The sequence below is a fragment of the Flavobacterium weaverense genome, from assembly GCF_003688495.1.
GTDB classification, from domain to species: domain Bacteria; phylum Bacteroidota; class Bacteroidia; order Flavobacteriales; family Flavobacteriaceae; genus Flavobacterium; species Flavobacterium weaverense.
This window is the reverse complement of sequence record NZ_REFH01000007.1, coordinates 451,298-466,011: the sequence shown is the minus strand read 5'-3', so window position 1 is coordinate 466,011 and position 14,714 is coordinate 451,298. Positions and strand designations below refer to the sequence as shown.

Sequence of the window (14,714 nt, the reverse complement as noted above, 5' to 3'; positions counted from 1 at the left end):
TGTAAAAGATAGAGAAGCTTATTCTTTTTCGTAGCGCTCCATTTCACGATCGTAGAATGCAGTAGCCTCTACAATTAATCCTTCCATTTCGGCATTTAATTCGCCTTCATCAAGATCTTCTGCTTCTTCCATAAACTCCACTTCATCATCTTTTAAATTGATGATGAATCTAGGGTAATCTAAATGTATAATGAAAATGTCTTCTGGGCAATCCGTATTATCACCCAATAAAAATTTTGGTAATTCCATGTTTTAATTATTTATTTATGCTACTATTTTGTCCTTCTAAAATTAATTTTTTTGTCAATTTCGCAAAGCGAATATACAAAAATATAGCGGCTGATGTTAATCCTGCCGAAAGCCCGATCCAAATTCCTATTGCTTTTAAATCTGTATATAAACCTAAATATATTGAAATTGGAAAACCAATTACCCAATACGCAACAAAAGTAATATACATCGGTATTTTTACGTCTTGTAAACCTCTTAATGCTCCTAAAACTACGACTTGAATTCCATCTGATATTTGAAAAAATGCGGCAACAAATAATAATTGGGACGCAATAAAGATAACTTCTTTTGTTTCTATAATGTGCTTCGCATCGTTAACATCTACAAATATTTGCGGTAAATATTTATGAAAAACAATAAATATAATGGCGAAAACAACTTCTAATAATATTGCTAGTAAAAAAATCGAACGTGCGACTAACTGTAGTTTAACATAATCCATTAAGCCTTTCTGGTTCCCTACTCTAATCATTACAGCAACACTCAAACCCATCGCGAACATAAACGTTAAAGAAGCTAAGCTTAACGCAATTTGGTTAGCCGCTTGACTTGTTGTCCCTAACAATCCAGATAGCCATATTGCTCCAGTAAATAAAGCTACTTCAAAAAACATCTGCATTGAAGAAGGGAAGCCTAGATTAATTATTTTATTCAACATTTTCTTTTTGATTTCTTTGAAACTAAAATTCTCAAAGTAGGGATAGAATTTTGGCTTGGTAGCCAAAGCATAATGCATAAAAATCAACATTACGATGCGTGATAAAATTGTTCCGATAGCTGCTCCTACTATACCCATTTTTGGAAAAAACCAAATCCCATAAATCAAAAAATAATTGATAATAACGTTGACTACATTACCAATAATTGTTGCCCACATTGAATATTTAGTTTCTGATTTTCCATCAGCAAACTGCTTGTATCCTTGAAATATAATTAACGGAATTAGTGAAAATGCAACAATATCGAGATAAGGCTTAGCCATTTCAACAACAATATCTGGTTGTCCCATGAAAGCAATTAATGGCTTAAAAAAGAAAATTATCAAGAATAAAGTTATTCCTAAAATAGAACACAAAAATAATCCATGATGAAACACACTTCTTCCCTCGTCGATATCATTCTTACCATCAGCTTCAGCGGCAAGCGGAGTAATAGCAGTCGAAAAGCCTATACCTAACGACATCGCTATGAAAACAAAACTATTTCCAAGAGAAACAGCTGCTAATTCTGTTGGACCCAATTTTCCAACCATTATATTGTCTACAATACCAACAATTGTGTGACCTAGCATTCCTAAAATTATAGGATATGCTAATCGTAAATTATAGGAGAACTCTTTAGTATACTGGGATAAATTCACGTGATTTTTTTTAAAGTCGACAAAGGTAAGGAGAAGCATTGAATTGTACTGATACAAATGAATATATAACACAATAATTTTGAAAATTCCTTTCAAAAAACAAGCAATTCTGAAACAAAATTTTATAATTCTATAACTACATCTATATCTTGAATTTTACATTTGCATCGTCGTTTTGAGAATATCAAAACAGAAAAACTTTTAAAAATCAATTATGAAAATTTCAGGAAAAATTAAAATCGCATTAGCATTTACAATGGCATTCTTCTTTGCAAATCAAACGCAAGCTCAAGAAACAAACAAAGCAACAAATTACGATCAAGGATTTCGTTTAGGTGTTGGTATCAATGGCGGCATTCCTACTAACGAGGATTTTTACAATTATTCTTTAGGAGCTGATGTAAGACTTCAATACGATTTAACTAAAAGATATTCGGCAGTTTTAACTACAGGTTTTACAAACCTTTTCATTAGTAATAATGTAAAAGATTTAGGATTTATTCCTGTAAAAGTAGGTTTTAAAGCTTTTGTATGGGAAGATCAATTCTACGTTTTAGGTGAAGTTGGTGGTGGTATTGCAATTACTAATGGCTACAAACAAGATACTTACTTATGGTCTCCAGGAGTTGGATATGCAGGAAAAGACATTGACGTTAGTTTACGTTATGAAGCATATACAGAATACGATACAAATCAAATTGCTTTGCGTATCGCTTACGGATTCAAACTATAATTTATTTTAGATATAAAAAAAATGCACTGAAAATCAGTGCATTTTTTTTTACTCTTTTTTTAATATGTCTTTATACATTTCGATGTTTTCTTTAACCTTGCCGTCCATTTCAGGTTCTTTTATATCGGTATGTTTTTGCATTTCTTCCCATATTATTTTACCAACAATATATCTAGCCATTTCCTTATCGTCAGCTGGAACTACGTACCATGGTGCTTCTTCTGTAGAGGTACTATTAATCGCATCTTCGTAATACTCCATATATTCGTCCCAGTGGCCTCTTTCTTTTAAATCGCCAGTAGAGAATTTCCAATTGTGTTTTCCCTCTTCTAACCTTCTCAGTAAACGTTGCCTTTGCTCCTCTTTACTTAAATGCATGTAGAATTTTAAAACAATAATTCCATTTTGGCTAATGTGTTTCTCAAAATTCCTGATTTGTTCCATTCTATTTCCCCAAAATTCCGGCCTGATATCTTCCACATTTTCTATTCCCGGTAAGTTCTCATTTAATATATATTCAGGATGCACGCGCGTTACCAACACATTTTCGTAATGCGTTCTATTAAAAATAGCAAATTTCCCCTTTTCAGGCAGAGCCAAATAATGGCGCCATAAATAATCGTGCTCTAATTCTGCAGAATTAGGAGTTTTGAAACTACTCACCACCACTCCACGTGAATTAAATCCTTTAAATACCTCACGTATTAAACTATCTTTTCCAGAAGTGTCCATTCCTTGAAGACAAATTAACACACCATATTTATTGTGCGCATACATAACGTCCTGCAATTCGCTCAACTTAGCACTTATTTTCTCTAATTTATTTTCTTTTTTTTCATCGCTAGCGCCAACCTCTAAATTAGTTGGCAACTTGGACAATTTAATTTTGTCTACTACTTTAAAATCAGCTGAATCTATCGACTTCATAGGAAATAATTTATCTTTATAAACTCAAATATAATAAATTTTGAGGAGCTTAATATTAGTTCTGACACATCAAGACATTAAATTTGCTCAAAATTCGTGGGAAATAAATAAAATCTCATTTTCAAAATATTTACAATGGAAAAATTTAAGCTTGAATTATTATTTCAAATTATAGGAATTGGATCTGCTTCAGGACTTATTTACAAAGACAATATACTTTTAATTATTGGAGATAATAGCGGTTATCTTTACGAATATCATATCGATTCTCGAGAGTTAAATCGGCACGCATTAATCGAAAATCCTTCTCAAAATATTCTGAAAAAAGATAAGCCGGACTTTGAGGCTATTGCAAGTTTTGGCGAAGACCTTTACATATTTGGATCTGGTTCTACAGATAAAAGAAATAATATGGTTCAATTAAATTCATTAGAGAAGAAAATAACTACCACACACGACTTAACTGGATTGTACGCAGTAATGCAAAATTTTGGAAAAATAAAACCTGAAGATTTTAATCTAGAAGGTGCAATATATGATGGAAAGAGTTGGTACTTATTCAATCGCGGAAATGGAATTTCAAATAAAAATGTAATCTTTACCATCGAAGGTGAAAACTTGAACGACCAGTTCACCATTCTTTCCAATGATTACAAACTACCCAAAATTAAAGGAGTACGCAGCAGTTTCACAGATGCGATTTTAGTAGATGAATCTATTTATTTTTTGGCCTCAGCTGAAGACACAAAGTCAACTTATGAAGATGGCGAAGTTTTAGGCAGTATAATAGGTAGTATCAATACAAAAACAATGAAAATTAATTTTACAAAAAAAATTAGTGACATTCATAAGTTTGAAGGTTTGACATTATATTCAAAGTCTAAAGAAAAAATTGAATTCCTACTTTGTGAAGATAAGGATACAGAAACATTAGAAACTGATATTTATAAGCTTTCGCTTAACTTGAATTAAATTTAAAACCTTATAAAAAATCACATTACGTTGTAACAATTTCAATCTCTCACAGACTAATTTCTAAAATAAAACAATCTCAGATGAAAAGAATATTTTTCGCTTTAGCATTTGCTTCGGTATTTTGGAGCTGTAAAACTGCAGGAACAGCAAACACGAGTTCAAAATCGCAAAATGAAACTGTAGCAGTCACTATTAATTTAAACGAAGTTAAGGATGATAAAGTTCTAGTAACTGTAATGTCTCCAAAAATTACTGTTGACGAAGTAACCTACAGCATTCCTAAAATTGTTCCAGGAACGTACTCTGTCGATAATTACGGAAAATATATCGAAGACTTTAAAGCTTTTGATAGCAAAGGAAGTATGTTGGCAGTGAGAAAAACAGATGATAATACGTGGTCTATAAAAAACGCAAAATCTGTTTCGAAGGTAACATATTTAGTAAACGACACTTTTGATACTGAAAAAGGCGGTGGTTTTGGTAATACAGATATTTTCTCTCCTGCTGGAACAAATATCGATGCTGATAAAAATTTCGTTTTAAACATGCATGGTTTTGTTGGATATTTTCAGGACAAAAAAGACCTTCCATACAACGTTACTATCTCACATCCTGCAACATTATGGGGTGCTACATCGATGACAGATTATGATGAAAGCACTACAAATGATTTATTTAAAACTGCTCGTTATGCTGAATTAGTAGAAAATCCTATCATGTATGCTAAACCAGACTACACTACTTTTACTATTGATGGAATGGAAATTCTTATTGGAGTGTATTCTCCAACTGGAAAAGTAACTGCAGAAAGCATCACTCCAGAAATGAAAACAATGATGACTGCCCAGAAAAACTTTTTAGGTAAAATCAATGCTACAAAAAAGTATAGTGTATTGTTATACTTATCAACTATGTCTGAGACTGATGCTAAGGGATTTGGAGCTCTAGAGCATCCTACCGCGACAACTGTAGTCTTGCCAGAAATGATGCCAAAAGAAGAATTAGTGAAATCAATGATAGACGTTGTCTCTCACGAGTTTTTTCATATCGTAACTCCATTGTCAATTCATTCCAAAGAAATTCACGATTTTGATTATAACAATCCAAAAATGTCTGAGCACTTATGGATGTATGAAGGAGTTACTGAATATTTTGCTAATCTATTTCAGATCAATCAAGGTTTAATTGACGAAGATGAGTTTCTTTCTAGAATAGCTGATAAAATTGCTGCTGCAAATAAGATGGATGACAGGATGCCATTCACTAAAATGAGCACAAATGTTTTAGAAGAGCCTTACAAAGCGCAGTATCTTAATGTATATGAAAAAGGAGCATTGATTGGAATGTGTCTAGATGTAATTATCAGAGAGAACAGTAAAGGCGAGAGAGGAATTTTAGATTTGATGCAAAAACTTTCAAATGAATATGGAGCTTCTAAACCATTTAATGATAATGAGCTTTTCGCAAAAATAACTTCTTTGACTTATCCTGAAGTTGGTACATTTTTAGAAATGTATGTCGCAGAACCAACACCAATTCCTTATGATACTTATTTAGCAAAAGTGGGAATCACAAAAACGATGACTAAGGCTGCTACAAATGTTTTCTTAAAAGGACAAGTTCCCTATATTACTGTTGATCAGAAAACGAAAGAGATTATTGTAATTCCAAACATGGAATTAAATGATTTCTATAAAAATTTAAATTTACAAGGAGGCGACATTATTGTCGCTATTGATGGAAAACCATATTCCGTAGATAACATATACGACATGATTACGACTAGCCAGTCATGGAAAGAAAATGATGCTATTACCGTTAAAATAAAACGTAACGGAAAAGAGCAAACAGTCAAAGGAAAAGTAAAGCTACCATATGAGGAAAAAGAAGGTTTACATTCAACAGATGCGACTAAAAACATACTTAAAGAAGCATGGCTTAAAGCTTAAATTACTGAAATAATTAAGAAATCCCAATTTAGAAATAGATTGGGATTTTTTTTTACCAAAATAGATCACATTAAATGAATCTTTCAAACAATTTTCTTTATTTTGCGCCCAAATCAAAGAACGCTAAAAACTGTCATCACTTATCAATTATAATTTCGATTTTAGAAAATAAAAAATTACAGTGGCACCAAAAAATAAATTTTAACTTAACATGAAAAAATCAATTATTGCATTCGTTACATTAGCATTACTAGTTTCTTGTAACAAAACCGAAACCACAGGCAACTTACATATTACTGGAAATATTAAAGGATTAAAAAAAGGAACTTTATACATTCAAAGAATTGTTGATACTACTTTAGTAGTTCTTGATTCAATTACTTTGGACGGAACTTCAACATTTAAGAGTGACCTAGATTTAAAGTCACCAGAGATGCTTTATTTATCTTTAGATCGTGGTACTACAAATTCTTTAGACAACAATATATCTTTCTTTGCAGAGCCTGGAAACATCACTATCGAAACCACTTTAGATCATTACCTAGCTGATGCGAAAGTTACAGGATCAAAAAATAACGAGATTTTTGAAGAGTACAAAAAAATCAACATGGGATTCACTGATAAAAATTTGACCATGTTAGAACAAAGATTTAAAGCAATTAAAATACAAAATCTAAAAGCAGCAGATAGTATCAGTGCGCTTCAAGATGCTAACATTAAAAGGAAATATTTATTTGCTACTAATTTTGCTTTGAACAATAGAGATTATGAAGTTGCCCCTTATATTGCATTATCTGAAATTTACGATATTAATGTAAAATATTTAGATACAATTCAAAAAGCTATGTCACCAAAAGTAGCGCAATCTCTTTATGGAAAGAAATTAACAGAATATGTTTCGAAAGTAAAAAGTCAGAAATAAAACGACTTAAATCTTTTTATAAAATTACAAAGCAAAAAACCATCTTGAAATCGACAAGATGGTTTTTTTTTGGATATCGGAACCAGTAAGACAATTGTCAAGACGAATTATAAAAAGAATTTAAATACAAATAGAAAGATGTAAAAAATAGTAATCGCTATTGTCATAATACCTAAGTATTTATAATGAGATTTTAAAAATTCAAGAGCAGTAGCTAGTATTTCTGAATCATTAGCTAGTAATGCCTCTTTAATTTGAGATGAGAATTTATTTAAACAATATACGGGATAAATATAAAGTATTGATGTCGCTATCTTTAACAAAGCCATCAAGAGACCAAAGGAAGCACCCACTTTGTACATTTCAGAGTTCATTTGAATCATTGTGTAAGACACCTTAAAAGCAAACAATCCAGATGCTAAAATCAACAGAATTATTATAAATCCCACAATTGACAATAGGTAAGTCCACTTTGCAGTTTCTTTTAAAAAATTCTTTGATGATTCGCTAAGTTTCATTTCGACATTATCAATAATCAATTGCTCGTCCATATTTTTAAATTTCAAATTCAAATTTAGCTTAAAAAAATTAAAATATAAAAAAATAATTATTCACGGTTTTGATCAAAACAAAAAACCACTTAACAAAAGTTAAGTGGTTTTATTAAGAGCCGGCGGAGGGACTCGAACCCACGACCTGCTGATTACAAATCAGCTGCTCTAGCCAACTGAGCTACGCTGGCGACTCATTACGGGTGCAAATATAAGATTGAATTTCTATTTTCCAAAACAAATTCAATCTTTTTTTGCTTTTTTTTTGACTACAATTCGTTGATTTTAGCAACCAATTGATTAGCAGTTTGTTCCAATTCAACATTGATTTGTTTGAAGTGTGCTTTTTTATCTTCTACCTTTTTTGCGTTCACTTTAGTGATTAAAACATCAAAAGCTGCAATAGCTTCGTCAATTAAAGCATTAGTTTCTGTTGTTGGTTTTCCTGTAGTAGAAATTTCGAACAAGTAAACTGCTTCAATAATATCTCCTAAAACGTAGTTGATGTCTTTCTTTAAATTTTTAACGTTTGCCATTTTTATTTTTTTAAAATTTGAATTTTAATTTGCGTCTGCAAAAGTACACATAATCTTTCTATTACTGACTATGAAATGTAAATTTCTAAAATTGAAGCTTTTCCATTGATACTGAATGAATTCATACTCGCTGGAATCAAAACTGTATCTCCTTTATTATAATCTACTTTAACGTCATCATAAGTTAATTCGAACGAACCTTCAACACACATGTAGACTGTAAATGACTGCTTTGATTTAACAATTGCAACCTGTCCATCTAGCGGAATAAAATTTGTTGTAAAATACGGACATGAAACCAACTCGTTAGGAAAATTTGTTTCTTTCGAGTATTCTATTTTAGTATCTAAACTATTGTAGTTTATAGCTTCTAGCGCTAAATCAACATGCAATTCTCTCTTTATTCCAGCGCTATCTATTCGATCAAAATCATACAATCGATAGGTAACATCTGATGTTTGTTGGATTTCAGCGACTACTAGTCCAGCTCCTATTGAATGAACTGTGCCACTTTCAATAAAAAAAGCATCACCTGATTTAACTTCTACTTCATTTAAAGTCGAAAGTAAGGTATTGTTTTTTACGTGTTCTAAATATAAGTCAGAATTTGAATGCTCTTTGAAACCAGCTATTATATGGGAATTTAAATCCGCTTGTATTATGTACCACATTTCAGTCTTCCCAAAAGAACCGTGACGTGCCTTAGCTAAAGAATCATTTGGATGAACTTGAATTGATAAATCTTCCTTAGCGTCCAAGTATTTAAATAACAATGGAAATTCTTTTCCAAACCGCTGATAAACTTCTGTACCTAGAATGTCTGTGGGATACTCATTAATTAAATCCATTAACGATTTCCCTTTCCACTTACCATTAGCAACAATACTAACATCTCCTTTCACAGTCGATAGTTCCCAGCTCTCGCCATTTGCATCAGCAGTAATAGATTTGTTTAAAACCGTATTTAGTTTATTTCCACCCCAGATTCTGCCTTTAAGGATAGGCGTAAATTGTAAAGGATAAAATTTCATTTAATTTATTTCTAATGTGATTTCGAAAAACAATTTTTAATATAAATCGTTTTGCCGAAATCTAATATTACAATTGAAGCAGCGAAATATTCAAAAAATAGTGCAGCTGCAACAATGTTAATTTACTTCACTAATTTCTTAATAGCGTCAAGCGCTTTTGGAATGTGCTTTCCAGCTAACATGCTGTCAAAAACCATTTGAACTACGCCATTTTTATCAATTACATAAGTAACTCGACCTGGAAGCAATCCGAACATTCCTGTAGGCACTCCAAATAACTTTCTGATTTTTTTATCAGAATCAGATAAAAGCATAAAGGGTAATTTATATTGACTGCTAAACTTGTCGTGTGAAGCAACACTGTCACTACTAATGCCGATAACTTCAGCACCTAGATCTTTAAAATCTTCATATTGATCTCTAAAACTGCAAGCTTGTGTAGTACATCCTGGTGTGTTATCTTTTGGATAAAAATAAATAACTAAAGGCTTTTGCCCTACAAAACTTTGACTTTTAAACTCAACACCGTTTGCGTCTTTTGCTGTAAAATTTGGAATTTTATCGCCTACTTTTAGTTCCATTGTTCTCCTTTATAGGTTACAAAATTTCGAGGTGTTTCATAAAGAACAACTTCTAATTCAAATTCTGGCTTGATTCTTTTTCTAATTTTATCCCAAATTACAACTACAATATTTTCGGCAGTTGGGTTCAAATCTTTAAATTCTGGGACATCTAAATTTAAATTTTTATGATCAAATTGATTTTCAACATCTTCTTTAATGATATCAGTTAAGAACTTTACATCCATAACGTATCCTGTATCAGGATCAATTGGTCCTGTTACACTTACAATTAATTCGTAATTATGACCATGGAAGTTTGGGTTATTACATTTTCCAAAAATCGCATCGTTCTGCTCAAAAGTCCAGTCTTTTCTATGTAATCTATGTGCTGCATTAAAATGCGCTTTTCTTGAAATAGTAACTTTCATAAATAGAATAAATTAATATAATTAAATCTCTCCCTCAGCTGATAAAGGACTTTTATGTTCTTCTAAAAAATGATAAAATTCGTCAAAAATAATTTTGAACCAAACCGTATAAAGAGTAGGATGAACTTCCATATCTTTTTTTACATCTTCAATTTTCATCCATTTCCAACTTTCAACTTCCTCAGGATTAATCTCAGGTTCGTCATTGTAGTACCCAATCATTACGTGATCTAGCTCGTGCTCTGTCAAACCGTTATCGAAAGGAGCTTTATAAATGAAATGAAACAGTTCTTTTAAATCTGCTTTAAAACCCATTTCTTCATATAATCTGCGACTTCCAGCCTGAATATTTGTCTCTCCGTCGCGCTGATGGCTGCAACATGTATTAGTCCACAATAAAGGGGAATGATACTTTTGATGCGCACGTTGCTGCAACATGATCTCGTTTTTACTATTTAATATAAACACAGAAAAGGCACGATGTAAAACTGCTTTTTCATGTGCCTCAAGCTTAGGCATTAATCCTATTTGCTCGTCTTTCTCATTCACTAAGATTACGTTTTCTTCTGTCATATTAATGTTTTTCAGGTCAAAAATACAAAAAAGAAAACTATGGTCAGAGCGTTTAACATTCTGTTTCAGTTTGTTGATGTATTTTGATATGTTTTTTTGATTATTAACTCAGTTAAAGACGTAAAAGAGCAATTCTAATTGATAAAATAGCTTTAAAATATAAGATTGTCGACTATTATTTATCTCTACTTCTTAAAATGAAGCATAAAATAAAAAGTCGCAAATAACACTATTACCGTTTATAAATACATCTGTTAACTAAGACTCTCACTATCTGTATTAAGTGAATTCAATTTTGGAAATTTACTTTTTGAATCCATAATTAAACTTCAAGGCCGTCATAGCAACTTAAAACTATAAGACTTACGAAACCATAACTAGTCATTTCTCGTAAATGTTAGTAGTTAAACCTAGCATAAATCATTATTAAAATAATTGACGATTCAGATGCAAATTAATTGTAACCCTTACATTTGTGTAACAATTAATAATTTTGACGAAAAAAAGAAAGGTTTAACAAAAATAACATAACAGAAGTAGGCTATTTATAAAATTGCTTACGCTTTAAAAAAAATATAATCATGAACAAAGCAACACATTTTTTAAGCATCTTATTTTTGCTACCCTTATTTATGTTCACCGCTTGCGGCCAAACGGCAAAGAAGCAAAACAATCCTAAAAACAAAATCACAATGGAAAATACAATTGAAAAACCAGGAAATCCTTATTACTCTAATACTGATACTACCAAATTAAAGGTTAGCGACGCAGAGTGGAAAAAAGTATTACCTGAAGATGTTTATGCGGTAACAAGAGAAGCAGATACAGAAAGACCTTTTACAGGTAAATACTGGGACTCTGATGACAAAGGAACTTATTACTGTGCAGCATGTGGAAACAAATTATTTCGCTCTGGCGCAAAGTTTTCTAGCACTTGCGGCTGGCCAAGCTTCTTTGAACAAGACAGTAAAACTAGTGTCGTTTACAAAACTGATAAGTCGTTAGGGATGGAGAGAATCGAAGCCTTATGCGGAAGATGTGATGGACATTTAGGCCATTTATTTGACGATGGACCAGAACCAACTGGAAAAAGATATTGTATGAATTCAATCGCACTTGATTTCGTGCCTGATACTAAATAATCATGAAAAAAATACTTTTAGTCTGCTTACTTGCTACAATAAGTACGTTTGCACAAAGCAATAAAGCAGTAAAAAAAACGAAGCAATCAAATATTGAATCTATTACTTTAGCAGGTGGTTGCTACTGGTGCGTTGAAGCAATTTACGAAAATTTAGATGGAGTAAAATCAGTAGTTTCTGGATACGCAGGTGGTAAAATCGCTAATCCTAATTATGAACAAGTTAGCACCGGGACGACAGGTCACGCTGAAGTAGTTAAAATTACTTATGATAAAAATGTTACCAATCTCGACGAAATATTCAATGTGTTTTTTACAGTTCACGATCCTACGACATTAAATCGTCAAGGTGGTGATGTAGGTACTCAATACCGTTCGGCAATTTTTTATAAAAATGAGGCACAAAAAGCAGCTGCTCAATCTATTATTAATGAGTTGAAAAAAGCTAAAATTTACAATAGTGCAATTGTAACAACTTTAGAACCTTTAAAACAATTTTATAAAGCTGAGGATTATCAACAAAACTATTACGCCAATAATAAAAATCAGCAATACTGTAAGTTAGTTATTCAGCCTAAAATTGAAAAATTTGAAAAACTTTTTAAAGACCGATTGAAGAACAAAAAATAATTAAGATATGAAAAACGCCTTTTTAGTAACAAGGCGTTTTTTGTTTAAAAGCGTATTTTGAAAATTGCAGAATGTCTAATTTTAGAAATCTAGTTCTTTAAGGCTTCAGCAATCATGATAGCACATTTCTCACCATCAATTGCTGCAGAAATTATTCCGCCGGCATAACCCGCTCCTTCACCACAAGGATAAAGTCCTTTTATTTGTAGATGCTCATAAGTTAGTATTTCTCTAGGAATTCTAACAGGAGATGATGTTCTCGATTCTGGTGCGTGAATCACTGCTTCATTGGTTAAATAACCACGCATGGATTTTCCAAATTCGGTAAAACCTTCTCTTAATATTTGAGACAGAAAACCAGGGAAAACTTGTCCCATTTCCACCGAAGTAGTTCCAGGAACATAAGAAGTTTTTGGAATTTCTGATGAAACTCTATTTTGAGTGAAGTCTATCATTTTTTGAGCTGGTACTTTTTGAGTTTCACCAGCTAAATGCCAAGCTTTCTGCTCAATACTTTTCTGAAATTCCATTCCTGCTAAGGCTCCAAATTTTGCAAAATGTTTAAAATCTTCTAGTTTTAATTCTATTACAATTCCAGAATTAGCTGTCGCTTGATCTCTTTTAGAGGGTGACCATCCATTTGTCACTACTTCGCCAGGACTAGTCGCACATGGCGCTATAACGCCTCCTGGACACATACAGAAAGAATACATTCCGCGTCCATTAACTTGTTTTACAATAGAATATGGAGCTGGCGGTAAATGTTCACCGCGATAGTCGCAACTGTATTGTATACTATCAATTAAAGATTGTGGATGTTCGGCTCGTACTCCTAAAGCAAAGGGCTTGGCTTCAATAAACACTTTCTTTCGATCAAGCATTTCGTAAATATCTCGCGCTGAATGACCTGTTGCGAGAATTATTTTATTAGCAAGTATCGTATCACCTTTTTGAGTTACAATTCCTTGTACTTCGTTATTTTTTATTAATATATCTGTTAACCTTGTTTCGAATAAAACTTGTCCACCAAATTCAATTATTTTTTCACGAATGTCTTGAATAATTTGAGGTAATTTATTTGTTCCAATATGCGGATGAGCATCCACTAATATATCTGGAGTGGCTCCGAAAGCTACAAAAAGTTCTAAAATTCGAGTTACATCACCTCTTTTTTTCGATCGCGTGTATAATTTTCCGTCAGAGTATGTTCCTGCTCCACCTTCACCAAAACAATAATTAGAATCCTCATCAACAATATGATCCACATTAATTGCTTTTAAATCACGACGGCGACCGCGAACGTCCTTTCCGCGTTCAATAACGATAGGTTTCAAACCTAACTCTACTAATTGCAATGCTGCAAAAAGACCAGCTGGCCCAGCTCCTACTACTATTACTTCTTGAGCATGAGAAACATTTTTATAATCTGGAAGTTGGAATTTAGTTTGCTCAAATTTTTCACCTTTTAGAAATATCAAAACTTTTAAATTGATTCTGACCGTTTTTTGACGCGCATCTATAGAGCGCTTCAATATCGAAACATGCTGAATTTCATTAACTGAAACTTTCATTTGTTTCGCTAAATAATCTTTTAGCAACAATTCGTTTGCGGCTATTTCGGGAGTAACTTGTAAAAGTAGTTCTTGAGGCATTTGCTTAATTATTCAATTGTAGATTGTTAATTCTTTTAAAAACATAAAACAATCCTTGTGCAAAAGTAACATTTTGTACTGACTTCTTCTTATTCCAACTAAAATCGATTTTCAAATCTTTATATTAGTAAGTAATCAATTTAGACTTTGTAACTTTGCATCTTCTAAAAACTAAAAATTGAATCGATTAACCTCTAATAAAAATGTCTAGAAAAATAAAATTAATATGGGATTTCCGCGGTCCTGCATCTGGTAAAACGGCTGAGCACCACGAAATTCATCTAAAAGAATATATTGCAATAGAGAAATTACCTATTAACATTACGGGTTTTGAAAGTCAAGGTGAAATGCAAGCAATTGCTTTTATGGTAGTGACAGATGAAAACATGATTGCTGTTCGCGACGCTCTGAAACCGCATCGTGGAGAAGTATACGAAGGATAGATTCCAAAT

The 14,714-nt window shown here is 32.2% G+C and carries 17 protein-coding genes and 1 tRNA gene; 7 read left to right on the top strand and 11 right to left on the bottom strand.

Going from position 1 to position 14,714, the window contains the following annotated elements:
- Window positions 1–18 precede the first annotated feature (18 nt).
- Together BC961_RS02100 and BC961_RS02095 are read right to left on the bottom strand one after the other, a co-directional pair.
- Window positions 19–249, bottom strand: a complete 231-nt coding sequence (locus tag BC961_RS02100; protein ID WP_121924191.1) for a hypothetical protein — start codon at window positions 247–249, stop codon at window positions 19–21.
- Between the two features lie 7 nt (window positions 250–256).
- Window positions 257–1,651 carry an MATE family efflux transporter gene (locus BC961_RS02095; RefSeq protein ID WP_121924509.1) on the bottom strand — a complete coding sequence of 465 codons (1,395 nt, stop codon included), beginning with the start codon at window positions 1,649–1,651 and terminating at the stop codon, window positions 257–259.
- A gap of 214 nt (window positions 1,652–1,865) precedes the next feature.
- On the opposite strand from BC961_RS02095, the gene BC961_RS02090 reads away from it, so the two are divergent.
- Window positions 1,866–2,384, top strand: coding sequence for a hypothetical protein (locus BC961_RS02090; RefSeq protein WP_121924190.1), 519 nt, complete (start codon window positions 1,866–1,868; stop codon window positions 2,382–2,384).
- Window positions 2,385–2,432: 48 nt separating this feature from the next.
- On the opposite strand, the gene BC961_RS02085 is transcribed toward BC961_RS02090, so the two are convergent.
- Window positions 2,433–3,311 carry a PPK2 family polyphosphate kinase gene (locus tag BC961_RS02085; RefSeq protein ID WP_121924189.1) on the bottom strand — a complete coding sequence of 293 codons (879 nt, stop codon included), beginning with the start codon at window positions 3,309–3,311 and terminating at the stop codon, window positions 2,433–2,435.
- Window positions 3,312–3,446: 135 nt separating this feature from the next.
- On the opposite strand from BC961_RS02085, the gene BC961_RS02080 reads away from it, so the two are divergent.
- The 3 genes from BC961_RS02080 (at window position 3,447) to BC961_RS02070 (ending at window position 7,157) form a co-directional block, all read left to right on the top strand.
- The gene (locus tag BC961_RS02080; protein ID WP_121924188.1) at window positions 3,447–4,283 is read left to right on the top strand and encodes a DUF6929 family protein; all 837 of its coding nucleotides are present in this window, start codon (window positions 3,447–3,449) and stop codon (window positions 4,281–4,283) included.
- A gap of 83 nt (window positions 4,284–4,366) precedes the next feature.
- Window positions 4,367–6,235 (top strand): M61 family metallopeptidase, encoded by a 1,869-nt coding sequence (locus BC961_RS02075; protein ID WP_121924187.1) that lies wholly within the window; start codon window positions 4,367–4,369, stop codon window positions 6,233–6,235.
- A 211-nt stretch (window positions 6,236–6,446) separates the two neighbouring features.
- Window positions 6,447–7,157: a DUF4369 domain-containing protein gene (locus tag BC961_RS02070; protein WP_121924186.1), complete on the top strand. Its 711-nt coding sequence runs from the start codon at window positions 6,447–6,449 to the stop codon at window positions 7,155–7,157.
- A gap of 107 nt (window positions 7,158–7,264) precedes the next feature.
- Here the strand turns inward: BC961_RS02070 and BC961_RS02065 are convergent, their stop codons facing one another.
- The 7 genes from BC961_RS02065 to idi all read right to left on the bottom strand — a co-directional run bounded on the left by BC961_RS02065 (window position 7,265) and on the right by idi (window position 10,839).
- On the bottom strand, window positions 7,265–7,708 hold the full coding sequence (locus BC961_RS02065; protein WP_121924185.1) for a DUF5362 family protein: 444 nt from the start codon (window positions 7,706–7,708) through the stop codon (window positions 7,265–7,267).
- 117 nt (window positions 7,709–7,825) lie between these two features.
- Window positions 7,826–7,899: transfer RNA gene (locus BC961_RS02060), tRNA-Thr, on the bottom strand.
- Window positions 7,900–7,977: 78 nt separating this feature from the next.
- Window positions 7,978–8,244, bottom strand: a complete 267-nt coding sequence (locus BC961_RS02055) for a hypothetical protein (protein WP_121924184.1) — start codon at window positions 8,242–8,244, stop codon at window positions 7,978–7,980.
- A 68-nt stretch (window positions 8,245–8,312) separates the two neighbouring features.
- The gene (locus tag BC961_RS02050) at window positions 8,313–9,275 is read right to left on the bottom strand and encodes a type I phosphomannose isomerase catalytic subunit (protein WP_121924183.1); all 963 of its coding nucleotides are present in this window, start codon (window positions 9,273–9,275) and stop codon (window positions 8,313–8,315) included.
- Between the two features lie 122 nt (window positions 9,276–9,397).
- A complete protein-coding gene (locus tag BC961_RS02045) occupies window positions 9,398–9,856 on the bottom strand; it encodes a peroxiredoxin (RefSeq protein WP_121924182.1) in 459 nt (152 codons plus the stop codon).
- Window positions 9,847–10,266 (bottom strand): 6-pyruvoyl trahydropterin synthase family protein, encoded by a 420-nt coding sequence (locus tag BC961_RS02040; RefSeq protein ID WP_121924181.1) that lies wholly within the window; start codon window positions 10,264–10,266, stop codon window positions 9,847–9,849. The genes BC961_RS02045 and BC961_RS02040 overlap by 10 nt, the downstream gene beginning before the upstream one ends.
- A 21-nt stretch (window positions 10,267–10,287) precedes the next feature.
- Window positions 10,288–10,839, bottom strand: a complete 552-nt coding sequence (gene idi, locus BC961_RS02035) for an isopentenyl-diphosphate Delta-isomerase (protein ID WP_121924180.1) — start codon at window positions 10,837–10,839, stop codon at window positions 10,288–10,290.
- 581 nt (window positions 10,840–11,420) lie between these two features.
- Here idi and msrB point away from each other — a divergent pair.
- Window positions 11,421–11,981 (top strand): peptide-methionine (R)-S-oxide reductase MsrB, encoded by a 561-nt coding sequence (msrB, locus tag BC961_RS02030; RefSeq protein WP_121924179.1) that lies wholly within the window; start codon window positions 11,421–11,423, stop codon window positions 11,979–11,981.
- A gap of 2 nt (window positions 11,982–11,983) precedes the next feature.
- Entirely contained in the window at window positions 11,984–12,610 is a 627-nt protein-coding gene (msrA, locus tag BC961_RS02025; protein WP_121924178.1) for a peptide-methionine (S)-S-oxide reductase MsrA, read from the top strand.
- 89 nt (window positions 12,611–12,699) lie between these two features.
- Here msrA and BC961_RS02020 read toward each other — a convergent pair whose 3' ends face one another.
- The gene (locus BC961_RS02020) at window positions 12,700–14,262 is read right to left on the bottom strand and encodes an NAD(P)/FAD-dependent oxidoreductase (RefSeq protein ID WP_121924177.1); all 1,563 of its coding nucleotides are present in this window, start codon (window positions 14,260–14,262) and stop codon (window positions 12,700–12,702) included.
- A 203-nt stretch (window positions 14,263–14,465) separates the two neighbouring features.
- Between BC961_RS02020 and BC961_RS02015 the strand changes: the two genes are divergently transcribed.
- Window positions 14,466–14,705, top strand: coding sequence for a hypothetical protein (locus tag BC961_RS02015; protein WP_121924176.1), 240 nt, complete (start codon window positions 14,466–14,468; stop codon window positions 14,703–14,705).
- Window positions 14,706–14,714: the final 9 nt, after the last annotated feature.